The sequence below is a fragment of the Proteus sp. HMSC14B05 genome (genome assembly GCF_001808035.1).
GTDB lineage: Bacteria > Pseudomonadota > Gammaproteobacteria > Enterobacterales > Enterobacteriaceae > Proteus > Proteus mirabilis.
Genome location: NZ_KV792004.1, coordinates 1,172 through 27,599, shown reverse-complemented (window position 1 = coordinate 27,599; position 26,428 = coordinate 1,172). Strand labels below are relative to the sequence as shown.

The 26,428-nt window shown below is 38.5% G+C and carries 26 protein-coding genes and 1 pseudogene; 12 read left to right on the top strand and 15 right to left on the bottom strand.

Going from position 1 to position 26,428, the window contains the following annotated elements; translation table 11 throughout:
- Positions 1-204, top strand: a 204-nt coding sequence (locus tag HMPREF3129_RS18785) for a hypothetical protein (RefSeq protein WP_070487158.1), incomplete at its 5' end; no start/stop codon positions are given.
- Here HMPREF3129_RS18785 and HMPREF3129_RS17370 read toward each other — a convergent pair.
- From HMPREF3129_RS17370 to agaR, 11 genes are all read right to left on the bottom strand, one after another.
- Complete coding sequence (locus HMPREF3129_RS17370; protein WP_004244200.1) at positions 201-1,271, bottom strand: glycoside hydrolase family 88/105 protein; 1,071 nt, start codon at positions 1,269-1,271, stop codon at positions 201-203. The genes HMPREF3129_RS18785 and HMPREF3129_RS17370 overlap by 4 nt on opposite strands.
- 17 nt (positions 1,272-1,288) lie before the next feature.
- Positions 1,289-2,044, bottom strand: a complete 756-nt coding sequence (gene kduD / locus HMPREF3129_RS17365) for a 2-dehydro-3-deoxy-D-gluconate 5-dehydrogenase KduD (protein WP_036918860.1) — start codon at positions 2,042-2,044, stop codon at positions 1,289-1,291.
- 80 nt (positions 2,045-2,124) lie between these two features.
- Complete coding sequence (gene kduI, locus HMPREF3129_RS17360) at positions 2,125-2,955, bottom strand: 5-dehydro-4-deoxy-D-glucuronate isomerase (protein ID WP_004244203.1); 831 nt, start codon at positions 2,953-2,955, stop codon at positions 2,125-2,127.
- Positions 2,956-2,997: 42 nt separating this feature from the next.
- Complete coding sequence (gene nagA, locus HMPREF3129_RS17355) at positions 2,998-4,167, bottom strand: N-acetylglucosamine-6-phosphate deacetylase (protein WP_004248614.1); 1,170 nt, start codon at positions 4,165-4,167, stop codon at positions 2,998-3,000.
- A complete protein-coding gene (gene agaF, locus HMPREF3129_RS17350) occupies positions 4,164-4,598 on the bottom strand; it encodes a PTS galactosamine/N-acetylgalactosamine transporter subunit IIA (RefSeq protein ID WP_004244205.1) in 435 nt (144 codons plus the stop codon). The genes nagA and agaF overlap by 4 nt, the downstream gene beginning before the upstream one ends.
- A gap of 99 nt (positions 4,599-4,697) precedes the next feature.
- On the bottom strand, positions 4,698-5,588 hold the full coding sequence (locus tag HMPREF3129_RS17345; RefSeq protein ID WP_004244207.1) for a PTS system mannose/fructose/sorbose family transporter subunit IID: 891 nt from the start codon (positions 5,586-5,588) through the stop codon (positions 4,698-4,700).
- On the bottom strand, positions 5,578-6,345 hold the full coding sequence (gene agaW, locus HMPREF3129_RS17340) for a PTS N-acetylgalactosamine transporter subunit IIC (protein ID WP_004244210.1): 768 nt from the start codon (positions 6,343-6,345) through the stop codon (positions 5,578-5,580). The genes HMPREF3129_RS17345 and agaW overlap by 11 nt, the downstream gene beginning before the upstream one ends.
- Before the next feature lie 49 nt (positions 6,346-6,394).
- Positions 6,395-6,889, bottom strand: coding sequence for a PTS N-acetylgalactosamine transporter subunit IIB (agaV, locus tag HMPREF3129_RS17335; RefSeq protein WP_004244211.1), 495 nt, complete (start codon positions 6,887-6,889; stop codon positions 6,395-6,397).
- A 24-nt stretch (positions 6,890-6,913) separates the two neighbouring features.
- Positions 6,914-8,104, bottom strand: a complete 1,191-nt coding sequence (locus HMPREF3129_RS17330) for an SIS domain-containing protein (RefSeq protein WP_004244212.1) — start codon at positions 8,102-8,104, stop codon at positions 6,914-6,916.
- A gap of 12 nt (positions 8,105-8,116) precedes the next feature.
- Entirely contained in the window at positions 8,117-9,397 is a 1,281-nt protein-coding gene (kbaZ, locus tag HMPREF3129_RS17325) for a tagatose-bisphosphate aldolase subunit KbaZ (protein WP_004248615.1), read from the bottom strand.
- 54 nt (positions 9,398-9,451) lie between these two features.
- Positions 9,452-10,231, bottom strand: coding sequence for a transcriptional repressor AgaR (gene agaR / locus HMPREF3129_RS17320; RefSeq protein ID WP_004244214.1), 780 nt, complete (start codon positions 10,229-10,231; stop codon positions 9,452-9,454).
- Positions 10,232-10,767: 536 nt separating this feature from the next.
- On the opposite strand from agaR, the gene HMPREF3129_RS17315 reads away from it, so the two are divergent.
- From HMPREF3129_RS17315 to HMPREF3129_RS17285, 7 genes are all read left to right on the top strand, one after another.
- Positions 10,768-12,003: an anaerobic sulfatase maturase gene (locus tag HMPREF3129_RS17315; protein WP_004248616.1), complete on the top strand. Its 1,236-nt coding sequence runs from the start codon at positions 10,768-10,770 to the stop codon at positions 12,001-12,003.
- 40 nt (positions 12,004-12,043) lie between these two features.
- On the top strand, positions 12,044-13,654 hold the full coding sequence (locus HMPREF3129_RS17310) for a sulfatase family protein (protein ID WP_036895490.1): 1,611 nt from the start codon (positions 12,044-12,046) through the stop codon (positions 13,652-13,654).
- A 53-nt stretch (positions 13,655-13,707) separates the two neighbouring features.
- Positions 13,708-15,183 carry a DUF2264 domain-containing protein gene (locus HMPREF3129_RS17305; RefSeq protein ID WP_004244217.1) on the top strand — a complete coding sequence of 492 codons (1,476 nt, stop codon included), beginning with the start codon at positions 13,708-13,710 and terminating at the stop codon, positions 15,181-15,183.
- Positions 15,184-15,297: 114 nt separating this feature from the next.
- Complete coding sequence (locus HMPREF3129_RS17300) at positions 15,298-16,152, top strand: tagatose bisphosphate family class II aldolase (protein ID WP_004248618.1); 855 nt, start codon at positions 15,298-15,300, stop codon at positions 16,150-16,152.
- Positions 16,149-17,120, top strand: coding sequence for a sugar kinase (locus HMPREF3129_RS17295; RefSeq protein ID WP_004248619.1), 972 nt, complete (start codon positions 16,149-16,151; stop codon positions 17,118-17,120). Before HMPREF3129_RS17300 ends, HMPREF3129_RS17295 begins: the two co-directional genes overlap by 4 nt.
- Positions 17,101-17,739, top strand: a complete 639-nt coding sequence (locus tag HMPREF3129_RS17290; protein ID WP_004244222.1) for a bifunctional 4-hydroxy-2-oxoglutarate aldolase/2-dehydro-3-deoxy-phosphogluconate aldolase — start codon at positions 17,101-17,103, stop codon at positions 17,737-17,739. Before HMPREF3129_RS17295 ends, HMPREF3129_RS17290 begins: the two co-directional genes overlap by 20 nt.
- Before the next feature lie 5 nt (positions 17,740-17,744).
- Complete coding sequence (locus HMPREF3129_RS17285) at positions 17,745-18,326, top strand: DJ-1/PfpI family protein (protein ID WP_004244223.1); 582 nt, start codon at positions 17,745-17,747, stop codon at positions 18,324-18,326.
- Between the two features lie 88 nt (positions 18,327-18,414).
- On the opposite strand, the gene HMPREF3129_RS17280 is transcribed toward HMPREF3129_RS17285, so the two are convergent.
- Positions 18,415-19,830 carry an NAD(P)/FAD-dependent oxidoreductase gene (locus tag HMPREF3129_RS17280; protein ID WP_004248621.1) on the bottom strand — a complete coding sequence of 472 codons (1,416 nt, stop codon included), beginning with the start codon at positions 19,828-19,830 and terminating at the stop codon, positions 18,415-18,417.
- Between the two features lie 603 nt (positions 19,831-20,433).
- On the opposite strand from HMPREF3129_RS17280, the gene HMPREF3129_RS17275 reads away from it, so the two are divergent.
- Positions 20,434-21,321, top strand: coding sequence for a PhzF family phenazine biosynthesis protein (locus HMPREF3129_RS17275; protein ID WP_017827207.1), 888 nt, complete (start codon positions 20,434-20,436; stop codon positions 21,319-21,321).
- Positions 21,322-21,451: 130 nt separating this feature from the next.
- Here HMPREF3129_RS17275 and HMPREF3129_RS17270 read toward each other — a convergent pair whose 3' ends face one another.
- Both HMPREF3129_RS17270 and HMPREF3129_RS17265 read right to left on the bottom strand, forming a co-directional pair.
- Positions 21,452-22,741 (bottom strand): arsenic transporter, encoded by a 1,290-nt coding sequence (locus tag HMPREF3129_RS17270; protein WP_012368266.1) that lies wholly within the window; start codon positions 22,739-22,741, stop codon positions 21,452-21,454.
- Between the two features lie 75 nt (positions 22,742-22,816).
- Positions 22,817-23,152: a metalloregulator ArsR/SmtB family transcription factor gene (locus HMPREF3129_RS17265; protein ID WP_004244232.1), complete on the bottom strand. Its 336-nt coding sequence runs from the start codon at positions 23,150-23,152 to the stop codon at positions 22,817-22,819.
- A 431-nt stretch (positions 23,153-23,583) separates the two neighbouring features.
- Between HMPREF3129_RS17265 and HMPREF3129_RS17260 the strand changes: the two genes are divergently transcribed.
- Together HMPREF3129_RS17260 and HMPREF3129_RS17255 are read left to right on the top strand one after the other, a co-directional pair.
- The gene (locus HMPREF3129_RS17260) at positions 23,584-24,294 is read left to right on the top strand and encodes a fimbrial protein (RefSeq protein ID WP_004244233.1); all 711 of its coding nucleotides are present in this window, start codon (positions 23,584-23,586) and stop codon (positions 24,292-24,294) included.
- Between the two features lie 154 nt (positions 24,295-24,448).
- Complete coding sequence (locus tag HMPREF3129_RS17255) at positions 24,449-25,075, top strand: GrpB family protein (RefSeq protein WP_004244234.1); 627 nt, start codon at positions 24,449-24,451, stop codon at positions 25,073-25,075.
- A 190-nt stretch (positions 25,076-25,265) separates the two neighbouring features.
- Here the strand turns inward: HMPREF3129_RS17255 and HMPREF3129_RS17250 are convergent, their stop codons facing one another.
- Positions 25,266-25,937, bottom strand: a complete 672-nt coding sequence (locus tag HMPREF3129_RS17250; RefSeq protein ID WP_004244239.1) for a DUF7424 family protein — start codon at positions 25,935-25,937, stop codon at positions 25,266-25,268.
- Positions 25,938-26,340: 403 nt separating this feature from the next.
- Between HMPREF3129_RS17250 and HMPREF3129_RS19075 the strand changes: the two are divergent.
- A pseudogene (locus HMPREF3129_RS19075) lies at positions 26,341-26,428 on the top strand (fimbrial protein); the annotation flags it as partial.

Sequence of the window (26,428 nt, the reverse complement as noted above, 5' to 3'; positions counted from 1 at the left end):
AATACCAGAAAGAGAAAAGCCCCGGAAAATATACAGTATATTAACCGAGGCGGACTCAAAAACAGACAGTTTGATTCTGCCTCCATTTTTATCGGAGCGCAAGAGGAAATGAAAAAGTCGACTTTTATTTTAGCCAATATATTAGTTAGAAAAAAATTAAAAGGAATAGATATTAAATTACCAATTATTAATATAAAGAGCTAATTATTTAACGTCATTTTTAATACTTCACTACCCGCTAATAAGTATGCTCCAGCGCCATAATCCATATTATGTTCAAACTTTACCTCTCGCGGGTTAAATGCCGGAAGTTGTACCCAACCAATCATACCATTATCATGAATACAGGATTGTAATGCTGACCACGCTCTATGTAATGCGGGAAAATATTCTTCTTTATTTAATTCACCCTGATTTATTCCCCATGCAAGTCCATAACAAAAAAGCGCCGTAGCTGAACTTTCAGGTGCAGGGAAATTATCAGGATCTAATAAACTGGTGCGCCAAAAACCATCTTCATGTTGGTAATCTAGGATAGAACGCGCTAATTGTTTAAACAGTGTTATATAACGATCGCGCTCATGATAATCATCAGGCATATATTGAAGAATGCGAGGAATAGAAGCTAAAACCCAACCAATACCGCGACTCCAAAATACTTTTTCACCATTAGCTTCACGCATTTCATTTCCCTGACCATCAGGAATATAGCGGTGATCGCGGAAAATAAGTCCAGTTTCAGCATCACGTAAATGTTCAATAGCATCCCAATAAGCGGTATGCATATAATCCAAATAACGTCGTTCGCTAATAATTTCAGCCAAAGCAGCAAAACCAGGAGGTGCCATAAAAAGTGCATCGCACCACCACCAGTCTTCACGCCCTGGTTTTGGATCATTTAGCATGATATCAAACGCTTTAATCGTCGGTTCAAGAATTTCAGATTGTTCAAACAAAGGACTTATCGCCAAATAAGCTTGAGCGCAAACATGATCATCCGCAAAACGTGCATTAGGACCTGTTCTAAATCCAGTATGTAAGGTGTAATTTAACACACCATTAAGGTACTCTTTATCTTGTGTCGCTTGCCATGCCGCACTTACACAGGTCCATAAAACACCGCGTTCCCAATCTGTATCTTTAATAAAACGAGTTTTACCACTACGGCGACGAACACTACGAACTTGATGAGCCGATTGATAACGATAAACCCGTTTCATATTTTGTAACACGAGATCTCTTTGTAAAGCCTCTGTATTAGCGTGTTCCATCCTAGTTCTCCATAAGATTATCGAGCTAACCAACCACCATCAACCGCAATGGTATATCCATTGATATAATCACTAGCTTTAGAGGCTAAAAATATGGCAGGACCTGCGACATCTTCAGGTGTTCCCCAACGCCCCGCAGGAATACGCTCTAAAATAGCAGCATTACGCGCTTCATCAGCACGAAGTGCAGCGGTGTTATCGGTTGCCATATAGCCAGGAGCAATTGCATTTACATTAATATTATATTGTGATAATTCCGTCGCTAATGCCCGTGTTAATCCCATTACCGCGGATTTACTTGCCGTATAAGAAGGAACTCGGATACCTCCTTGATAAGAAAGCATTGACGCGATGTTGATTATCTTGCCACCTTCGCCTTGTTTGACAAACTGGCGAGCCACTTTTTGCGATAAGAAAAACAGTGTCTTTTGGTTAATATTAATCACATCATCCCAATCTTTTTCATTAAATTGCAAAAGATCTTCACGGCGAATAATACCGGCATTATTCACTAAAATATCAATACGTCCCATCACCTTAACAGCCTCATCCACTAAAGCATCTAATCCATCTTGTTGGATTAAATTTTGCGTGATGTAATGAAAACGACGGCCTAACGCTTCGACTTTTTGACGCGTTTCAGGAGCATCTTGAATACCTACGCCAACAATATCCGCACCGGCTTGTGCTAAACCTATTGCCATTCCTTGCCCTAAGCCTGTATTACACCCAGTAACAATGGCAACTTTGCCTGTTAAATCAAATAAATTCATGATTAAAACCTCTAGAAGTGTGGCAATAATTGCCACACTTTTTTTGTAGGAATAAAGAATAAAATGTAATTAATTATCTGTTATTTCAGATCTTTCATAGCAACATGATCCATATCGTGGAATACCTGGTTTTCACCCACCATTCCCCAAATAAAGGTATAAGATGCGCTTCCTACGCCAGAATGAATTGACCAACTAGGACTAATGACAGCTTGTTCGTTGCGTACCACTAAATGACGAGTTTCAGTTGGCTCTCCCATATAATGGAAAACCACATTGTCATCTTTCATATCGAAATAAAGATATACTTCCATACGACGTTCATGAGTATGACATGGCATTGTGTTCCACAAGCTACCCGGCTCAAGCACTGTCATCCCCATGGATAATTGACATGTTGGTAACACTGAAGGATGTAAAAACTTATAAATCGTACGAACGTTACAATTTTCTGCATTACCTAACTTTTCAGGTGAGGCCTGCTGTTGAGTAATTTTGCGAGTAGGATAAGTGTGATGTGCTGGTGCACAGTTAATATAAAAACGCGCCGGTGTCTCTACAGAATCACTGGTGAATTCAACAGATTTGGCTCCCATACCAATATAAATGGCTTCACGAGGGCCAATTTCAAATACCTCACCGTCTATAATAACTTTACCCGCACCACCAATATTAATAGCACCTAATTCACGTCTTTCTAAGAAGAAATCAACACCAAGTGCTTTACCCGCCATTAATGCTAAAGGTTGAGTTGTTGGGACAACTCCCCCAACAATAATCCGATCTATATGGCTATAAGTGAGATTCATTTCCCCTTCACAGAATAGGTTCTCAATCAGGAACTCTTTACGAAGTCCTTCTGTATCAAGCCTTTTAGCATGTTCACTATGAATTGGCTGACGAATTTCCATTATAAATACCTCATTTTTACTGATGGGAGCATAACGAAAAGGTTATGCATTATCCCCGGATACAGAGTAAATATGATTTCCTCTGATGAATGTATCGGTAAGATGAAAACACTCATCCACCACGGCAAAGCTGGCTTGTTGACCTGCTTTGATATAACCCAATTTATCCCCTATGCCGAGATACTCAGCGGGGATCGCCGATGCCATTTGAACCGCTTCCCACTCAGGAATATGTGCAAGTTGCACCATGTTTCTTAACGCACTATCAAGACTGCAAGTGCTGCCAGCTAGCGACCCATCGGCAGTTTTTGCCTGTCCATTGGTGACGGTGACCGTTTGAGCACCTAATGTGTAATCACCATCAGCTAAACCTCCCGCCCGCATACAATCTGTAATTAGGGCAATCTGTTGATACCCTTTCATGCGATATGCCAGTTGCATCATTACAGGGTGAACATGGATACCATCAGCAATAAGTTCAGCTAATACGCTGTGATATAACACTGCACCACAACATCCCGGCTCACGGTGATGAAGCCCGGTCATGCCGTTATACAGATGCACACCACAATCAGCACCGTGTGAAAAAGCTCGTGAAGCTTGTTCATAAGTTGCTGCTGTATGTGCCACACTTGGTTTAATTCCTCGGCTGACCAACCAATCAATCGCATTCATCGCACCTTCAGCTTCAGGTGCAACAGCAACACGCAATAGCGATCCCCCAGCACTGTCGAGTAATGTTTCTAATTCACAGATGGTCGGCGCTTTGAGATATTTCACAGGATGTGAACCACGATGGCGTTCTGTAAAATAAGGGCCTTCTAAAAAGCTACCGAGTAACAACGCACCTGTTGCTTGAGGTTTTGATACAAACTCACGGACTTGTAATAGCGCATGACGGATATCCTCCATCGGTGCTGTGACAGTCGTTGCAACCCAAGCCACAACCCCTGTTTTAACCAGCGCATCGGCTATAGTTTGTAGCCCTTGTTGCGTTGCATCCATCACATCAGCCCCTTCACGACCATGAATATGGATATCCACAAAACCGGGTAATAATGATTTTCCTTTTAAGCGAATAACTGGGCAATCTGTTGGTGCTTGTGTGGTGATTGATTCAATATTTTCACCATTAACATGGACATAGCAGAGATAACGGATACCTTCAGGTGTAAAGGTTCTATCTGCTAAAATGGCATATCGCTGATTCATAAGCCGTCTTCTTCTTCAACATCATGACTATCTATTTGTGCCAATTGCTCTCGAATATCTTGAATGCTGTCTTGACCAATTTCGCGTAGCGTTTGCACCAATTCCGTCGTTGAACACCCTTCCCGTTCAAATGCCGCATTTACAATCATGGGTAAATTAACCCCAGCTAACACCTCAACAGAGGGATTTTGCATCATGATTGCCATTGCGCGATTACAGGGGGTACCGCCAGGTAAATCTGTTAAGAAGAGATATTGCTGGCATGACATAGCGTTAATCGCTTCACGCATTTTTTGTTCAAGCTCATCCGGAGAAATTGACTCAATAAAATCAATAAACGCGATATTTTCTTGCTCACCAGCAATCGCCTTTACAGCGGATGCCATACCTGTAGCAAAATTAAGATGTCCTGAGACAATAAGACCTATCATGAGTAACTCCTTGCGAGTAGCAGATAGCTCTACTACCCGTTTGTAGCAAGTTAATAATGTATTTCGATTAACAGTGTCGACAATTAGGGCATCTCTTTTTTATAAGAATCCTAATACATGCCCAATAACGCCAAATGCTAGGGTTGAAAAAATCAATACCGGTGGCTTACCCCAAAAACCGGTACTTTTCACCATTTTGTACATTAAGAAAACTAAGCACAGTGGCAGTAAATTCGGCATAATTTTGTCGAAGAGGGCTGTTTGTAATTCAACGACTTTTCCGCCAAGTTCCAGCGAGGCGGTGGTTTGCACTTTGATAAAGGTCGCCGAGAGCGCACCAATCACAAAGATCCCCATAATATTTGCCGCTTTCGCTAATTTTTCAGTGGCATCGCTCATATTGACCATTGCCGCAGTACCTGCGCGATAGCCCATAAACATCAGTCCGAAATACACTAAAAAATGCACAATTTGATACAAGAAGAAGAAAACGAAAGGTCCTGCAATCGAGCCTTCCATTGCAATAGAAGCACCTAATGCTAAGGTCAAAGGCATTAAGGTCATATGGTCGATAGCATCGCCAATACCCCCAGTCGGCCCCATTCCTGCCACTTTCATCACATTAACAGTCGATGGCTTTTCTTTGTTCTCTTCCATTGCCACCGCCGTTCCTAATAAAAAGGTAAACAGCTTTGGACTGGCATTAAAAAATTGCAGATGGTTTTTCAACGATGTTGCATAATCGCGTTTATTATTGCCGTGAATTTTCTTCAATGCTGGAATAATTGAGAAAGCAAATCCACCACCTTGCATACGTTCAAAGTTGAAGTTACCTTCCATAAATAAGCCACGGAATGCACACTTCCAAAGTATGCCTTTAGTAATAACTTTTCTGACAGCAGTATCTTGATACTCATCAATGCCATCAATCAAAGAACCTGTTTCTGGTTTATCCTGCGTTTTCAATGCGGTGCTGTTATCAGATACCATCTTCGAAATCCTCATTCTGCTGACTTGAATTTTTATTGTTACCACTAAAGAAGAAGTAGAGTGCGGCGGCTGATGCGCCTAAAATAGCGACGGCCATAATTGGGAGTTTGAGATAGGTTGTCATCACGAAACCAATAAAGAACACACCGGCCACTTCTTTTGACCACATAATTTTTAGAAGCATTGCAAAACCAATTGCGGGTACCATTTTCGCCCCAATACCTAATCCTTCTAATAAGACTTTTGGCGTGTTCTCATCAATCCATTGAGCAGCATGTTCACCAAAATAAACAGTAACAAAAGCGACTAAAGCATAAAGGAGTGAACGGACAATAAGTGTAATAATCAGCAAGCGAGAGATCCCCGCCCCGTCAGCCTTTTCTGCATATCGATCCGCTTTACCCATGGTAAATGCAGTCATAGCAAAGAAACCAATCACCAACATCTGCATTAAAACAGCAATAGGCATACCTATTCCCATTGCAACTTCCGGTGATTGTTTTGTCATTACCGCAAAAGCAACTGCTGCAATGGTGCCTAAAGTCACATCTGGTGGCTGAGCTCCGGCATTAGGTACAAGCCCTAACCATGCAAGTTCTAAGGTAGCACCTGCAATTAATCCTACTTGCATATCTCCCATAATCAGGCCGACAACGGGCCCTGTAATTAATGGTCGATGGATATTTAATGCCACGTCGTACTTATCGATACCGCAAAAGAAGGCCCATAAAGCCACTAAAGAAGCTTCAAAAATCATAAATTATCCTCAAACCTGCCTATAGCAGGTTTTCTTGATCAGGAAATAATCAGGCTGATGCGAGTGTTAGTACATCAACAGGAGTTTGATCTGGTGTGTTTTGGACTGTGCAAGTAACCCCTTTTTCGATAAGACGCTTAAAAGCACTAAGATCTTTTTCATCGATAGAGACTGTTTTCGCAATTTGACGTTTACCTTCATGAAAATGCATATTGCCAACATTACAATGAGTAATAGGCACGCCACCTTCAACTAAACGGGCTACATCAGTTGGGTTATTACACAGAACAAAAATTTTCTGACGAGGAGATGCTTTGCTAATAACATCAATAGTTTTTTGAATAGAGAAAAAGCGAACCGCATATTCGCCGCCAGCAGATGCTTTCATTCCCGCCTGCATAAATGCAGCATTGGGACCTTCAGCAGCATCATCATTAGCGACTAAAATTAGGTTTGCTTCCGTATGTTTACCCCATGTAATGCGGATTTGTCCATGAAGTAAACGTTCATCAATGCGGGTCCAGACAATATTAGGTGTGTTCATAACTAGCTCTCTTATTATATTTTATTAATTTAAAGCAGACTGTGTGTCTTCTGTTTTAAGTGAGAACGGATAAATTGTGACGCCTTGTACAACTCGATTGATTTCTCCGGTTGGAGATGGATTATCAGGCGTATTCCCTAGTGCAATAGAACTGTGAAATGCAAATGATTGCGCCAACATCAAATAAGGGAACAATAGCGCCACATCTGAACAGTTCTCTAACGCTGGAATATAAACAAAACTCTCTGGTGAAAAAGTTTTATCATTTCGTGCGGTGATCGCGATCACCTTGCCTGATGCATTATCGTGAATAACCTCTCGTAATAAATCTGTCTCGTATTGACGTGTATAAGGATCATTAGAGAAAAACATCACCACAAGGGTTTCTTTATTTACGATGGATTTAGGCCCGTGTCGAAAGCCTAATGGGGTATCAAAATTGGCTACGACTTTACCCGCCGTCAGCTCTAACATTTTTAATGCGGCTTCTTGTGCTAGCCCTTGTAATCCTCCGCTACCAAGATAAATAACGCGTTTGAATTTTCCTGCGTATTGATGGCGGATAATTTTATTTGCTTTGTCAAATTGCGCTTTGTAATCACTAAAAAACGGCGCAATAGCATCAGTAAATACACTATCGCCTAAAAAGATAGTGACCGCCGCCATCATCATTGAAGAAAAACTTGATGTCATTGCTAATGAGCGATCGTTTGACTCTTCCGGCATTAATAACGCCAATGCCTTATGACTATTTTGGCAATATTGATAAAGCTGGCCCTGAGGGTTACAGGTTAAAACTAAGTGGTAACATTGCGATAAGCACTTCTTTGCAATATCTAACGCAGCCACACTTTCGGGGCTATTCCCTGAACGAGCAAAAGAAATCAGTAATGTAGGGATATCTTCGGCTAAATATTCTTGAGGATCAGCGACTAAATCCGTTGTGGCAATAGCATCAACACGACGTTTTATAGCTCCCGTCAAAATAGGTGCTAACGCTCTACCGGCAAACGCGGATGTTCCAGCTCCCGTAAGAATTATTCTGCTATTTGATGCCTCCAATGCTTTTTCTAAAAAAGACTCAATATCAGCACGTTTTTCTCGAATTGATAGCCATGTTTTTTTCCAGCACTCTGGTTGCTGGTCAATTTCTTTCGCTGTCCAAAATGCGTTTAACTGCTCAAGTTCAGCGGTTTGATAGCTTAAATATTCCATGGTTTCCCTCAATTAATGGACATTGCACGCATCGGCATAAACCGACAACACATCACGAATTTTCGCAATAACAAATGACTCAGGCGTACCCGCAATTTTCCCCTCTCTAAACTGGGTAAATTGATAAGGCAAATATTGGCTAAGTAAGGGAAGTGGAATAGGCTTAACAGATAAATTATCCATTAATGTGTCAATAGCAGTATTAATCTCGGCATCAGGCCAATAATAACGAATACGATCACTAAAACTATAAACACGAGCAAAGGCGAGTTGACGTTCATCACCGTGATAATATTTTTGCCAAAAATTAGGCTCACGGCACATCAATTGTTCCATTTTTTCACGTAATCGAGAGCACTTCTCAAGAGGAAATAATGTTTCTTCAATGGCGCAAAGTGCATATAAACCTTCACGCATAGCAAATGTTAGCGCCGGCCCAACTTTTAAAATAGCAAAGTGATCATGGACGAGTTGCTGATAAGCTTGATTGGTTTGATAATCTGTAGAGTGAGCTTCAAAAACCAGATGAGAATAGTCATTTACTACTTGGCTTAACGCTTGTGCTTTTTCAGATTGATAATCAATAATACCGGTATGATCAAATTCAACCCCAGGCTGTACAACTAAACCTATAACACGAGTCCAACACTCTCCCACACCAGCGTCATAAAATGCTTGGCGATGGCACGCTAATGTTTTACGGGCAGCATCAGGTGAAGTCACCTCAACAGTATCAAGCTCTTCAGCAGCACCTCCAGGAACGGGGACTTCTGTGCCAACAACATAAACAATATCACTAAAACCAAATGTCTTTTTGGCGGTATTTTCTGCAATAACAGCAAGACGAGCTGCACGCGATGCCACGATTTCATCTGTTAAAGGAATAGGATCATCTGCACAAGACATACTGCAATCAAGATGGATTTTTTTAAATCCCGCGGCAACATAATGTGCAATAAGTACATCCGCATTTGCCATCGCTTCTTCAGCATTAAGATGCTGCCAGCGATTAGGCCCTAAATGGTCACCACCAAGGATAAGCTTTTCGACAGGAAAACCGACATTTTCCGCTTTCTCAATAACATATTGGTAAAAATCAGCGGGAGTCATACCTGTATAACCACCAAACTGATCAACCTGATTAGAGGTGGCTTCAATCAGCAGAAAGGAATCATCGTCCAGCGCTTGTAATAAAGCAGCTTCTATTACTAAAGGGTGGGCAGAACAAACAGAATAAATACCATTCTGTTTGCCTGATTTATGTTGCTGAACAATCTTTTCTAAAGGATGCATGTAAATACTAACTCCATAATCAACACCGGCGGTGTTGCTAATGGAGTTAGCAAATTACGCTGTCTTATCGTCCACGATGATAACGTCGATTTTATGATCTTTCAGTTCCTGAACATACTCATCAGGAATACCTGAATCCGTCACTAACACATCAATATCACCAAACTCTCTGATCATATGACAGCTGCGTTTACCGAATTTCGTAGAATCTGCAACCGCAATAATCGTTTCTGAGATATCACACATTAAACGGTTAAGACTGGCTTCCTGTTCATTGTGAGTAGTGATACCAACACGTAAATCAAATCCGTCAACACCAAGAAAAACCTTATCGAAACGGTAATTTCTTAGACTATTTTCAGCTTGTGAGCCAGAAAAAGACAATGCACTTTTTCGCAATACACCACCTGTCATTAAAACTTCAACACCTGTGGTATTTGCTAACTCCATTGCGACATCCAGACCGTTAGTCATGACGACTACATTTTCGCGCGACTTTAAATGTGTCGCGATTTCGCGTGTAGTTGTCCCCGAGTCAAGAATGACGGTGTCTCCATCCTTTATCAGCGTTGCGGCAGCTTTCCCGATTAATGTTTTAATGCCCGCATTTTGTCCACGTTTTTCATGGATACTCAGTTCAGCAATAAAGCCTGTATTAGGAATTGCTGCGCCATGAGAGCGAACGATATAGCCATTTTTCTCAAGAAAACTTAGATCGCTGCGGATAGTGACACTTGAGACTTTAAATAATTCAGCGAGATCTTCGACTCTGGTTTTGCCCTGTTGGTTAACCATATCGAGGATTTCCATACGCCTCTCAACTGCCGCTTTCACTTTCGTCTCCTTACGAAACCAAAAGATTTACTTTCGATTGATTTCGAATGTAGTTTACTACGCCAAATTTAACCGACAACGCAAAAAAACAAAACTTTTGATCTCTTTCACAAAGTTTCGATTTCACTGTCGATTGCTTACGATTATTTTCGTGTCATGTCAATGATAGCCTTGAGGGCATCAGTTTCCAATAAATAAAATGATATAAGGTAATGTCACTCTTATGATTACACCATATATAGCTATATAAAATGCCATGAAATAGAGTTAATAGCGAAATATTTCACAAAAATCAGATTAAAAATTCAAAATGATTATTTATTTTCGAAAAATAAAAGAGTCATATCGCTCAAATAATCAAAAGAACACGAAATTATCGCCATGAGAACATCGTTAAATTGAAAATTATTGTGTTATATACTTATTAATAAACTTTCATTTACTTTCGATATTCTATATTTGTGATTTTAATCTCTTTTGTTTTGTAAAAATTTACGTAATGTAACAGGATAAAAAATAAACTCAGGAAATAAATAATGGCATCAAATCAACCTGCTTTATTTCATATGATGGCAAAGCCGACAAGCTACCACTGTAATATTAAATGTGAATATTGCTTTTATCTGGAAAAAGAAAATATTTTTCAAGATGAGACAAAAGAAACAGGCCATACAGTGATGCCTGATGGTGTACTTCGTCGTTATATTAAAGACTATATTCAGTCACACAGTGGCGATCAGGTTGATTTTGCTTGGCAAGGTGGTGAACCAACGCTGGCAGGATTAGCCTTCTTTGAAAAAGTGGTCAAATACCAAAAGCAATTTGCTAACGGCAAGACAATTACCAATAGTGTACAAACCAATGCGATTGCCATTAATCGCCAATGGGCACAATTCTTTGCTGATAACCACTTTCTATTAGGCGTTTCAATTGATGGCATTGAAGCCGTTCACGATAAATATCGTATTTCAGTCAATGGTAGCCCAACATTTGAACGCGTAAAACGCGCCATCAATTTACTAAATGAGTATGGTGTTGAATTTAATACATTAACCGTTGTAAATGATCAAAACTGGAATAAAGGAAAAGAGACTTATCAAGCTTTAAAAAATTTAGGTTCAACTTTTTTTCAATTTATTCCCATAGTCGAAGTGGATAGACGTTTCCCACACACTCATGGCGGACATTATGCTCCCGGTCCTAACGCACAATTAGCGGCTTTCTCTGTTCCCGCTGAAGGTTACGGAAAATTTATGACCGATATATTCAATGAATGGATACGCCAGGGTGATGTAGGAAAAATATACATTCGCTTATTTGATAGCTTATTAGGGACATGGATGGGATATCCTGCATCAACATGTATTCAATCTAAAACTTGTGGTCAAGCATTAATTATTGAAGCCAATGGTGATGTTTATTCTTGTGATCACTATGTTTATCCCGCTAATAATTTAGGCAACATACAACTAACAAGTCTTGCACAGCTTGCAACATCAAAAACACAGCAACGCTTTGGTCAAAATAAATACGATAAACAAACCAACCTTTGCAAACAGTGTGAAGTGCAAAGCTTATGTTATGGCGGTTGTCCTAAACATCGCATTATTGCGATAGAAGGCGAAAAATATCGCCACAATTATCTATGTCACTCTTATAAAAAAATATTTCATCACACGGCAATCGGCATGCAATTAATGCGTCAAGCGATAGCTCGTGGAGGCCTTGCCAGTGATGCACTTGGGGCGATGCAAAAAAACTATCTCAAGTGACTCTTATTTTATTTCATTTTATTTATTTTGGAGACAATCTGTGACCTTACCTTTTGTTAAAAAAAGCATACTCGCGGGGATCATTGCCACGTCATGTTTAAGCCTTCCAATATCAGCCCATGCTGGTGGCACACCTGAAAAACCGAATGTACTGTTAATCGTAATGGATGATTTAGGCACAGGACAACTTGATTTTGTACTGGATACCTTAGATGTAGATGCGTTAGCTCAGCGACCAACACCTCCTCGTTATAAAGGTGATATCAATAAAATGATAGAAGCCGCACGTATTGCGATGCCTAATGTCAGTGATATGGCAGAAAACGGTGCAAAAATGACTAATGCATTTGTAGCTCATCCCGTTTGTGGCCCTTCTCGTGCAGGTATCTTTACAGGACGCTCGCCCGCCAGTTTTGGTACTTACAGCAATGATGATGCCATTTTAGGTATACCCCAAGATATCAAATTGTTACCTTCACTTTTCCAAGAAAATGGCTATGCCACTGCCAGCATTGGTAAATGGCATAATGCAAAAGTTATCCGTAAACCGAAAATAAATGAAAATAAACAAACCCGTGATTATCACGACAATATGATCTCAACCCCTGAAGCGGGTTATGCTCCTCATGAGCGGGGCTTTGATTACGCCTTTAGTTATTATGCATCAGGTGTTGCCTTATGGAATTCGCCTGCATTTTGGCGTAATGGTGTCAATGTTCCTGCTCCGGGTTACACCACCCATCTATTAACGGATGAAACACTAAAATTTATTGATGAACATAAAGATAAACCTTTTTTTATCAATCTTTCTTATAGTGTTCCACACATACCGTTAGAGCAAGCATCTCCTGCTAAGTATATGGATAAATTTGATACAGGGAATGTGGAGGCAGATAAATATTTTGCCGCCTTAAATGCAGCAGATGAAGGTATTGGACAAATCATTGCGAAATTAAAAGAAAATGGTGAGCTAGAAAATACATTAATTTTTTTCTTATCTGATAATGGTGCAGTTAATGAATCCCCCATGCCCATGAATGCCATGGATAGAGGCTTTAAGGGTCAGATGTTTAATGGTGGAGTTAGAGTACCTTTTATTGCTTATCAACCCGGAACTATTCCCGCGGGAACAAAAAGCGATGCGATGATCTCCGCACTTGATATTTTGCCAACCGCGTTACAAGTCGCTGATATTCAAATTCCTGATAGCCTGCAAGTAGAAGGTAAAAACATTATGCCATTGCTTAAAGGTGAAACAACGCGTTCGCCTCATGCTTATCTGTATTGGGCTGGCCCCGGCACTAAGCATTATAGTGAAGAAAACCAAGAGTTTTGGCATGGTTATCACCAATGGATCACCTATCAACGTCAAACGCCTCCAGTAAACCCTAACTTAGAGAAACTGTCTAAAGGTGCTTGGGCAGTGCGTGATGGTGAATGGGCGCTCTATTTTTATGATGATGGTAAAAATCAACCACAGCTTTTTAACGATAACACCGATCCTAGCGAATCAATCGATTTGGCAAAACAAAATCCACAAAAAGTGGCTGAACTAAAAAATGCGTATTACCAGTGGATCAAAGATAAACCTAAACCTGTTATTTGGGGGCAAGATCACTATCAAATACTAGTAGATTCAGCCAAACCTTAAACTCAACTTCCGTTTTGTTTCGCAAGGATGCGTCTTTTTTCTGAGATACGAAAATGGTTATTGAAATTGCATCTAAACCACGGCCTAAACTGCCTTATGAGCACCCTGATGTAAAAATTTATCAACGCTTATTTAAAGAAAACATAATCCGGCGATTAGTCAGAAAATCGGCTTATCACCGTCATGATAATGCTATTGCTGATTTTTTTAAGGATGAGACACACTCTCTTTTTTCGCTCTGTGAAAGACTTACTCAGTATATTACAGAAGCTTTTCATCACTATCAGGTTTGGGGTTATTCCCATGCCTATTACCCCGGTAGTCCTGGTCAACAAACCGTCAGAACCGATGCGCTAGAAGGGGTCAGTCGAGTACTTCCTTTACTTGCCGCATGGACAGTAAATAGCAAAAAAAGCACATTACTAGGTTTAAACCAGCAAATTTACCATTTACCTTCAATGATAAAACAAAGCTTTATTCATGGAACAGATCCTCTTCATAAAGGCTATTGGGGAAAACTTGAAAATTACGATCAACGAATTTGTGAGGCATCTGATCTCGCTCTTACTCTTTGGATCAGCCGTGAATGGGTTTGGGATACGTTATCTTCGGAGATCAAACAGCAAATAATTAACTGGTTTGAACAAGTTAATCACTGCGAAATTGTTGATAATAACTGGCATTTTTTTCCACTAACCGTCCAATTTGTTATTAAAGCACTGACAGGTAAAGATACCATTGCCCATTGGCGTTATGAAAGATTAAAAGAATTTTATGTCGGTGATGGATGGTTTCGTGATGGGGCAAAAGGTAATTATGATTACTACAATGCGTGGGGGTTTTATTATTCTCTTTATTGGCTAGCGCAAATTGATCCACAATTTGATCATGATTTTATTACTCAATCCCTGAATAATTTTAATCAACACTACCTTTATTTTATCACCCCAAAAGGTATTCCTTTTTTTGGTCGTAGTGCTTGTTATCGTCTTGCTGTTTCTGCGCCATTACTCGCAGGCGTTGATTTACAATGCCCTTTTGTCAAAGTTGGAGAGGCTAAACGGGCTTTTGAAAGCAGCTTACGTTATTTTATTTCTCAAGGTGCACTCAAAAATGGCGCTCCCACTCAAGGGCTATTTAATCATGATGCTCGTTTAGTTGATAATTACAGTGGTCCAGCAAGCTCTTTTTGGTCATTACGGGCTGTCATTATCGCTCTTTATTGTGCTGATCGTATTAATTTATGGCAAGCACCATCACTTCCTTTACCTATCGAAAAAAATGACTTTCGTTTCGAAATACCCGCTATCCAAGCATCAATTATCGGGGTGAAAGCAACACAAGAAGTCAGTGTTATTTTTCGAGAGGATTATACACAACAACAATCACCTTTAACTCGCCGTTTAGAAAAACAAACGCGAGTACAAAAAATCACAGAAACTGTAATTGGACAATCAAGACGCCCTAAAAACAACCTATTACGCAAAGGAGTCACCAGTTACAGTTCTAAAATGACACATTTCTTCTGACTTACTTTCATTTGCTTTCGGTGCGAAGGGAATAAAAATGTGATTTAGATCTTTTACCTTTCTATTTCTTTCGTTTATTATTAATCGTAATTAAACGAAAGATGAGAGGCAAACATGTATCTGGTTTCTACTCGTAATATGCTCAATAAAGCACAGCATGAAAACTATGCTGTGCCCGCTTTTAACATTCATAACTTGGAAACTATCCAAGTGGTAATGGAAACTGCGGCTGAAATGGCATCACCTGTGATCTTAGCAGGCACACCTAGCACGTTTGCTTATGCTGGTAGTGATTATTTAATTTCGATTTGCCAGCAAGCGGCTGAGCAATATCGCATCCCAGTAGCACTACATTTAGATCATCATGAAAATATTCCTGATATTTGCAATAAGGTGATTTCGGGGGTGCGATCAGCCATGATCGATGCTTCTCATTTTCCTTTTGAAGAAAACATTCGCCTGGTTAAAGAGGTCGTCAATTTCTGCCATTATTGGGATTGCACCGTAGAAGCTGAATTAGGTCGTCTTGGTGGGCAAGAAGATGATTTAATCGTTGATGCGAAAGATGCGCTATTTACCGATCCTGATTCAGCAGTACAATTTATCAAAGCCACAGGAATTGACTCATTAGCGGTGGCGATTGGTACAGCACATGGTATGTATAAACATGAACCACATCTTGATTTTGATCGTCTACATGCCATCCGCCAAAAAACAGAGATCCCTTTAGTACTACATGGCGCGTCAGGTATTCCTGATACTGATGTACGTCATTGTATCGACTTAGGTATTTGCAAAGTTAACGTAGCAACCGAACTTAAAATTGCTTTCTCTAACGCAATTAAGCAGTACTTTTTAGATAATCCTGATGCCAGTGATCCTCGCCATTATCTAGTGCCAGGTAAAGCGGCGATGAAAGCGGTGGTTGCAGATAAAATTCGCGTCTGTAAAAGTGATGGGAAACTGTGAAAATAAATAGAACTGTCGCCATTATTGGCGAATGTATGATAGAGCTAAGTGGCCAACCTTTTTTGCCACAACAACAGCGTTTTGGGGGCGATACATTAAATACAGCACTGTATTTAGCGCGCCTCATTCCTACATTACATCCGCAATATATAACAGGTTTAGGCACTGATAATTACAGTGCCTTAATGCAAAAAGCATGGGAAAAAGAGGGGATCAACTGCCAGTCAGTGATCACCATTCCCGAAAAACTTCCCGGTTTATATGCCATTGAAATTGATACTTGTGGTGAGCGTAGCTTCCATTATTGGCGTAGTGATGCCGCTGCACGTTATATTGCAACGGACAACCGTTTTGCAACACATCTAGATACCTTGCCCGACGATAGTGTTATCTATCTTAGTGGTATTTCACTGGCCATTTTAACGCCGAAAGGAAAAGAAGCGTTAATCACGCAATTAATCCGCCTTAAACAGCGAGGGCTCACCTTAATTGTCGATTCAAACTTTCGGCCTCGTTTATGGGATCTAATACCTCATGCGCAAGAGTGGTTCGAAAAACTATATCGACTCAGTGATATCGCTTTAGTCACCGGAGATGATGAACAAGCTCTCTGGCAACAACCCAGCCTTACTGAGCAAAAAATTGTCGAACGCCTTCATCAATGGGGCAATAAAAACGTCATTGTTAAACTAGGAGCAAAAGGGGCTTTCTGGTCTGATGGTGAAAATACCGGTTATATCTGCCCCAAACCGATACAGCATGTCATAGACACTACAGCAGCCGGGGATTCTTTTAATGCTGGTTTTATTGCTGCATGGCTACAAAACTACCCTTTGCCTACATGTTGTTTATGGGGAAATACATTAGCAGGATTAGTTATCCAACATCATGGCGCCATTATTCCCCATAACATCACTGATTCATTCTATTCACTCATCAAGGATAACCATGAGACAGTCAATTGTTGATACACTTTCAGTACTGAAAGTGATCCCCGTGATCCAAATTAATCGCGCCGAAGATGCAATTTGGCTGGGTGAAATACTAACCCAAAATCAATTACCTATTGCTGAAATTACCTTTCGTACTCCAGCAGCCGCCAAAGCAATAAAGCTGATGAGAGAACACTTTCCTGAGCTTATTCTTTGTGCGGGTACCGTATTAACAGCGCAACAAGCTGATATAGCAAAAGAAGCGGGTGCAAGCTTTGTTATTTCTCCCGGTTATAATCCAAAAACCGTCGATTATTGCCTTCATAATGGCATTGATATTGTGCCTGGAATAAATAACCCAAGCCAAATTGAAGTTGCTCTTGAGCGGGGTTTAACCTTGCTAAAATTTTTCCCAGCAGAAGCTTCTGGTGGAGTAAAAATGCTAAAAGCAATGGCGGCACCTTACTCTCAAGTTCAATTTATGCCTACTGGAGGAATTAGTCTAAACAATGTTAGTGATTACCTCGCTATCGGGCAAGTTATCGCATGTGGTGGCAGTTGGATTGCTACTACTGAGGCAATTGATAATCAAGACAAACAGACTATTGCTCGCAATATTCAAAATATCCATTCATTACTTAAGAATAAAGGATAAACAAAATGAAACAGGTTGCCGTTTTATTGGCTGATGGTTTTGAAGAAGGTGAAGCGGTTGTTTTTATTGATATCATGCGTCGCCTTGATATTCATGTAGATGTACTTTCTTGCATGGATACACTGGTATTAAACACCTATTTTAACACTAAGATCAGTGCTGATTACCTATTAACCGAAAAATTCACACACAGTTATGACGCAGTAATGATGCCGGGTGGCCCTAAAGGTACAGATCGTCTATGTGCAAATTCACTCGTGATTGATTTTATTAAACGCCATATTGCACAAGACAAATACATTTGTGCTCTATGCTCTTCCGGTGCAAAAGTATTAGCAGCACATCATCTTCTTGAAGGTCGTTATTACAGCACTGGTGATAAACTTGCTGATAAATATGATGATGGTCATTATCTTGACCAAGATGTTGTTGTTGATGGGAAATTTATCAGTGCCAAAGGATTAGGTGTTAGCTTTGAATTTGCCTTTACGGTAGCTAAATATTTGCTCAGTGACAATGTAGAAAAAGTAGATTGGCAAGCTAATCACATTTACTTTAAACATTGGCCGTTGTCTTACCTTGACTAAATATTAAATAACTAAGCCCTCTTTTTAAACCGCCGTTAATAACAGAGCGGTTTATTAGAGGGCTTTCATTTCTTATCAAAAAAAAGAGTTAGAAACGATACAGACTAAATGGTTTGGCATCTAATACAGGTTTTTTGCCTAATAATAAATCTGCTGTAATTTCTGCTGATACAGGGCTTTCTGTCATTCCCCAACCTGTTGCAGTATTAATAACTAGACCTGGATACTCTTTAACATCAGAGATAATTGGGTTTTCATCTGGTGCAATCGCCATCGCACCACTCCACTGATCAATTAACGTTGATTCTTTAAATGCTGGGAACTCTTTTTTCAGTTTTTCCAGTGAGGCATTTAATTCTGGCAGATCAGGCAGAGCGGTCATATCACGATATTTTTCAAATGGCGACTCTTCATTAAGATCCCAATGTGTTGATTGCATAAAGGAATTAATCAACTGCTCATTTAACGAAATATGTACTGGGAAATCAGGTAAAGCCAGCAGAGGTAAATATTTATAGCCGTAAGTAAATGATTCTTTTACTACCGGAGCAACAATGACACGAGGAGAAGTTGCATACGTTCCATCCGCTTGCTCACGGAAGAAAATTCCGCCGGGTAAAGCAACGTTTCCACCTGGCGCATTTGGTGCTGCGCTAATTAATTGCTGTGATTGATAAGCAGGTAATGTTGGTACATCAACATTTAGGTTCTGCATAAATAAACGTGACCAAACACCACCGGCGACAACAACACGAGAGGTTTTAATTGGTCCTTTTTCTGTTACAACATCAGAAATAACACCAGCTTGCGTTTCTAAACCACGGGCTGCACAGTTTGTGAAAATTTTGATACCCATTTTTTTGGCATATTCTGCCATCACAAAAGTCGCAACTTCAGGATCGAAGCTTCCTGAGTCTTCTTCGAAACCAGCAATTTTCCAATCAGTGGTAGCGCCACGTAAACGCTGTTTTAACTCAGCGCCTTCAATCATTTTTGTTCTAAATGGAATGTCTGAGCCAACATCTTTGCTTTTAGCATCAATCCATTTTCTTACGTTTTCTAAATCTTCTTCATCTAAAGGAACTTCTACACGACCTTGTGTACGATAAGTGGTATCAATACCAACTTTAGCGTTCATTTCACGCCAGCGGTGCTTCCCGAGGTGATGTAATAAGAAGGTTTCATCTGGCATTTTATAGCTAATAGCTTGACCATAGAATCGCGATGATTGTTCGCCGGCAATATTTCCTTTTTCAACGATTGTGACAGATAAGCCACGCTCAGCAAGGTTAATCGCGGTCATGATACCTAAAATACCCGCACCAATTACAACAACATCATCTTGTTTCGGTAATGGACCGCCAGTTCCCTCAACAAAACCATGTCTCGGCGTACCAGGTACAAAACGCCCTTCTCGCGTTAACATAGGTGTTAAAATCCCAGCGCCTGCAGCAACAGCAACCACTGTGCCACCAAGAATAAATTTTCTTCTACTTATTGCCATTTCGAAACAATTCCTTTCATGCAGTGAATAATTATCATTATATAATCACGGCATTTTATTCTATTTGTAACGCAATAGTAAACCAGTTGTGATTATTTTTTGGTGAATAGTATATGAATGAGCTAATATATTCAAAATGTAAGCAATTGATTCAAGATGTTAATATTTAAGGCATTATTGGATTAAAATAATTTTTTTAATAAAAAATTTAATATTTTCATTAGGTTTATATAAATCAAGTTCATAATAACTGATAGAAAAATAACCATTGATACAAAATTTTTCACTAAAAAAGCTATTATCATGGCGTTTTTTATCATAGCGGTGTTAATATAATTTCATCTATTAACGCACTTTTTGATCAAAGAATATTCAGGCAGATAAATAACGTTGGAATAATGTTAATCTTTTCCTCTATTTTAGAGATGCGTATTGATGCTTATTTCAATAGTGTGTTGTTCTTTCAGACTAGATATTTATATAATTCAAATTGCTTAAAAAATAACGCCCTACCCATCATCAAAATTAATTATCTATTAAGTACTGCTATCCCATTATTTAATAACTATAAATCAATCGGTTAGCCTCAAACACGGTGAGTAAATGCAAAATCAAGTCGCACAATCAATGAAAAACAGTATCAAGGTATACTTGGTAAACTCATTTACTCGTGATCATTGCGGTGGCAACCCTGCCGGAGTCGTTCTCAATCCTCCCAAGCTAACGACAGAACAAAAAATCGCCATTGCTCAACAAGTTGGATTTTCTGAAACGGCATTTGTCTATTCGGGTGATGACACTGATTTTAAAGTAGATTTTTTTACTGCTGAAGGAGAAGTTGATTTTTGTGGGCATGCAACATTAGCGGTTTTTTTCACTCTGTCATCGCTTAAGTTACTCAAACCTGGCGATTATAGCCAAAAAACCAAGGCAGGAATTTTAACCGTTACCATTAATCACGATAATATTGTGATGGAACAAACGCTTCCTATTACCCGTAAGGGGCCTTGTGTTAACGATGTCGCAAAGGCGCTGGGCATTCTACCTGAAGTGATAGAAAAGACAGATTTACCAATAGAGATTGTCTCAACAGGATTAAACGATATTTTTGTTCCCGTACAATTTGGCTATTTAGATGCTTTACAGCCTGACTATCAAGCTATCACTGCTTTAAGCCATAAATTTGATACTATCGGCTTTCATGTCTTTGAACTTAGTCATGATCAAAATATTACTGCCCACTGCCGAAACTTTGCACCACGCTATGGCATTAACGAAGAATCAGCCACAGGTAGCTCAAGCGGTGCTTTAGGGTGTTATCTTGTTCATCACCTTTTGCCAAACAAAAGGCAATTTTTGTTCGAACAAGGTAGAGCAATGCAATGCTCTTCTTTAATTGACGTATTTATTGATTCGACAGCAAAAAACGTCACTCGCGTTCAAGTTGGTGGAAAAGCGACATTGATTGGTACAAAAATAATTGAGATCTAAAAATACTATATTTAATAAGTGGCGTTGAACCGATGATTATTTATCATTTGGCAACGCCACTATTACGAATCAAAACAAGTTGATAGAGCAAAACGTCACAATTTAACAGGTGATAGTCACTGTGTTGCTCTTAATTAAACAGTGAAAGCCGAAGCACTAAAGCAACGAGTGTAACAATGAGCACAGGGATAGTCATGATGATCCCTGTTTTGAAATAATATCCCCATGTGATCGTCATATTTTTTTGTGATAAAACATGTAGCCACAATAATGTTGCCAAGCTACCTATTGGTGTAATTTTTGGCCCCAAATCAGCACCAATCACATTGGCATAAATCATCGCTTGTTGAATTACCCCTGTCGCGTCACTTCCTTCAATGGATAGAGCACCAATTAATACCGTTGGCATATTATTCATTATTGATGATAAAAAGGCGGTAATAAATCCCGTACCAATTGTTGCTATCCATAACCCTTTATCAGCAAGGTAATTAAGTATTTCAGAAAGATAATTAGTTAATCCTGCATTTCTTAAACCATAAACAACCAAGTACATACCTAAAGAGAAAATGACGATTTGCCACGGTGCGCCACGCAACACTTTTTTAGTATTAATCGTACGGCCTTTGGCTGCAATTACCCAAAGAATTAAAGCGCCAATTGCCGCTATTGCACTAACAGGAATGCCTAATGGCTCTAAAATAAAAAAACCAATGAGCAATAACAACAATACAAGCCAACCTGCTTTAAACGTAGTCATATCCTTAATAGCTAAAGCTGGCTCACTCAGCTTTTTAACATCATATTGGTTAGGAATATCTTTACGGAAAAACCAATGTAGCATCACAAGCGTTGCAACAATTCCCGCAATATCGACTGGCACCATAATTGATGCATATTCAGTAAATCCAATATTAAAGAAGTCCGCAGAAACGATATTCACGAGGTTCGAAACAATCAGCGGCAAGCTCGCTGTGTCTGCGATAAACCCAGCTGCCATAACAAAGGCTAATGTCGTACCTTTGTTGAAACCAAGTGCAAGTAACATCGCAATCACAATAGGTGTTAGTATCAATGCTGCACCATCATTAGCAAATAAAGCAGCAACCATTGCACCAAGTAGCACGATATAACTGAATAGTAATCTTCCTTTCCCACCACCCCACTTGGCAACATGTAATGCCGCCCATTCAAAAAAGCCACTTTCATCTAAAAGTAGGCTAATAATAATTACTGCAACAAATGTCGCTGTGGCATTCCACACAATGTTCCAAACAGTCGGAATATCTTGAAAACTGATCACACCAAAAAGGAGTGCCAATATAGCGCCGGCCGTTGCACTCCAACCAATACCCAACCCTTTCGGCTGCCAGATAACCAAGGTGATCGTTAAAACAAAAATTAATGCAGCAACAAACATAACAACCTCGTTTAAAAGGTGCATTCACACACACCTAATCATATATGTTTTTTCGAATATATTTAGTTAAATTTTTTACACAGAACAACGATGACCAGACTCTTTTTTCTCTAGGATCTTGAGTAAATCTGCAACTCTATTTTTCTCTGTGGTATAAGTTATATCAATGATACTTTTCACCCACGGCAGTAATACAGGAGATAATCGATAATGAACCCATTTGCCTTGCTTCGAATCGAGCAAAAGACCCGACTCTCTCAGCATAGCTAAGTGTCGAGATGTCTTGGGTTGCGATAAATTTAACGCAGTATAGATATCACAAACACATAGCTCACCAGATGCTTTTAAAAGCAATACGATATCTAGTCTGGTTTGATCACCTAAAATTTTAAACAGTTGTAATGGTTTCATGTATCCCCCTTTACGATCTTTAGCTTAAAAATACCCCCATCAAACACATACGTCAAATCATATATGAGTTATACATTATTGTGGCATAATGTCGCTATCTATTATGCCTATAATAAATACTTATTATCGAGTTCTATTTAAATGAATTATTAATTTAATTAAATATTGATAGGAAGATTATAGAGTTAAAATAAAAAAATCAAAATAAGATACGTTATTTATCATAATTTCACTGCCACATCCAACCTATTAAAAATAAAAAGTTCAACTTGAATTATTTAAATAAAACCTACTATTAAAATAACATCTAATTAAGAAAGTCTTAATTAGAGAAATTAGAAATATATACTTACTCATTATTAATTAAATAAATAAAAGGTGTATCATATGTATATTAGTTTGTTGTCTACTTTATAAAAAGGAATAATTATATGAAAAAAACATTACTCAGTCTTGTTATGCTGACTGTAATATCAACGCCAGTATTGGCTAAAACGCCTATCGCTAATTTGAAAATCAATGGTGATATCAAACCACCAACTTGTACTATTAATGGCGCAACACAAAGTGATGTTATTTTTGATTTAGGTAAAATTAGTCCATCGCTGATCCCTAAATCATCAAATTATATATATCCTCATAATACAACCTCGACTAACGTCACTATTGAATGCGATGCAAACACTTATCTTACATTTAAAGCCACTGATACTTATGTAAACAGTCAGCTTGATCTTGATCAAACCAGTAAAACTAAAGCTAGTGGGATATTTCACCTGGTTAATAAAGACCAGGTAGACACTTCCGTGGGGGGAATACTATTCGTTTGGTACAATGTGACTGTAGATGGAAAACCCGCATTTATTAGCCGGGCAAATGATGCAACGGTAGGTTTTTCAGATAATAAAACTGTTATAGTTAAAGAAGTCACTAATGGTTGGACGACAAAACAACAAGAAAATGTAGATAAAAATAGTTTAGATTTAATGCCAGGTCAGATTTTTTCTACCAGCATTTCAGCAGGAAAAGCATCTTCTGCATTTATTTTATCTAAAGATTCATTAAATAAAAAAGGCATAGATATTTCTAACGGATTAGATTTTATCGGCGAGGCTGTTCTCACTTTTAACTTTGGTGTCTAAACCTAAAAAATAATTGATAATCACAATATAATGAAATTAATTTTTGTATTGTGATTATCTTTTTATGTCAATATTAATAAACTATCGATTTACAGCTCTTAGGTAAAAGTGATAATAGTAACATCATTACCTAACATGTTAATTTTGATATTTTATGGGATTAGATATTGTCATGTTTAAAGATCAATTTACACCACAACAAAAAATGGATATTTGCACTTTTGAAGAAGGTGATCCGACGGAAAACCCTTGGGTTAAAGGGAAACCTGCCCAAATACACATTGAAATTGTCCCCCATAATCCTAATTGGCTTATACAATTTAATGAACAAAAATCGTTAATTCAGAATGCATTGTCAGATATAGCATTATCAATTGAGCACATAGGATCTACTGCGGTTGCAGGATTGGCTGCTAAGCCAATAATCGATATCGATTTAATTATAGAAAATCCTAAAGATGAATCGTCCTATATTCCCCAATTAGAGGCATTGGGCTATGAACTCATTATTCGTGAACCTTCATGGTATCAGCACCGTATGCTTAAACTGAGTAATCCGATGGTTAACTTACATGTATTTGGAAAAAATTGTCCCGAACATTGGCGCCACCTATTATTCAAGCAATGGTTAACAACACATCCTGATGATTTAGCCAATTATGCGACGATTAAACAGTTTGCTAAGCATAATGTAAAGACGACTCAAGATTATAACCTGAAAAAACAGAGCCTTGTACGTGCAATTTATCAGAAGATTTTTACCTCATTGATTGGCGACTAATAACCCGTTATCAGTGCACAGTGCGTTATTGATGTTCTGTATATCAATTTTTTAGACCGTCTTTATGGGTTTTCTAAGGTGTCCAAAAACTATTTTAATTCCAATGCCAACTTGTCAATGACTAACTATTTACTCATCATAATTAAGCCCCAACTCACCGTTAAAGGGCTTTAATATGATGATATATCTGTTACTTATATAGTGTGAAATATTCAGGAGTTACTAAGAATGGAACCATACCGTATTGCATTAATTGGTTTACTGACACATCTGATAATTTAAAAGTCAGTGGTTTATTGCCAAATTTAATTCTGCTTATTAATACTGGATCATTTTTAGATGTATCTCCTGTAAATGTCACGCCTAACGCAACTACCTTATCCATTTTCACGTTACCGGGCATAAGAATAATGCTGATACTAAAATCCATCTTTTGATGTGAATTTTTTTCTGCTTGCTTGATCCTTTTAATTACCCCTTCTGAAGCATAAACCCCCGCCAATATCTCTTTGTAAGAGAAGACCATTAGATCCGTATCAACAGTGTTTTGGCCGTCTTCAACCTTGCCAACACCAACAGGTATTGAGAAATGGGCGAATGAATTAAGTTTTTGCTTATAACATTCAACATATTCCGCATCTCTGAAAATCTCAGGAACTTTATTTTTTAATTCTATCAATGACTTAGACTCTTTCCTTGAGTCTTCAAAATCATTACATGAAGAGACTTCGAAATTAATATCTCCTTTAACAATATTTTGCTCACTAGACAATAAGTTATCTGTATTTATTTTCGTTTCTAAATCAACCTTACAGCCAACTAATAAGGAAGATATAACGGCAACCATAAATATTTTTTTCATCAAAAAGCCCTTATGATAATTAAATAAAAATTTACAATTCTATTTAACCATCACAAGGGCTTATAGCAAGCAAAAAAATAAAGAAGAGGATTTTATTAAAGATAAGTGTTCTAAATTTTGTTAATTTAATTATATTTATATGGCAATATAAAACCATCAAAATAAGAGTATCTAATTACACGTCTTATTTAATCAATATAAAACCCACTCTTACCACATCTAAGTTAACACTCTATTTTTAATTCTTTCTTTTAAAGAATATCGGATAGTAAAATAAATTCACTTTAAGAAAGTCTTAATTAGACATATTAAAAATACATATTCTTTTAACATTAAATAAATAAACAGAAGGTGTATTATATAATATTGCTTTGTTATTTATCCTCTAAAAAGGAATAATTTTATGAAAAAAGTATTACTTAGCCTTACTATGTTGGCTATAATGTCAACGCCAGTATTGGCTAAATCCCCTGTAGCTAACTTAAAAATCA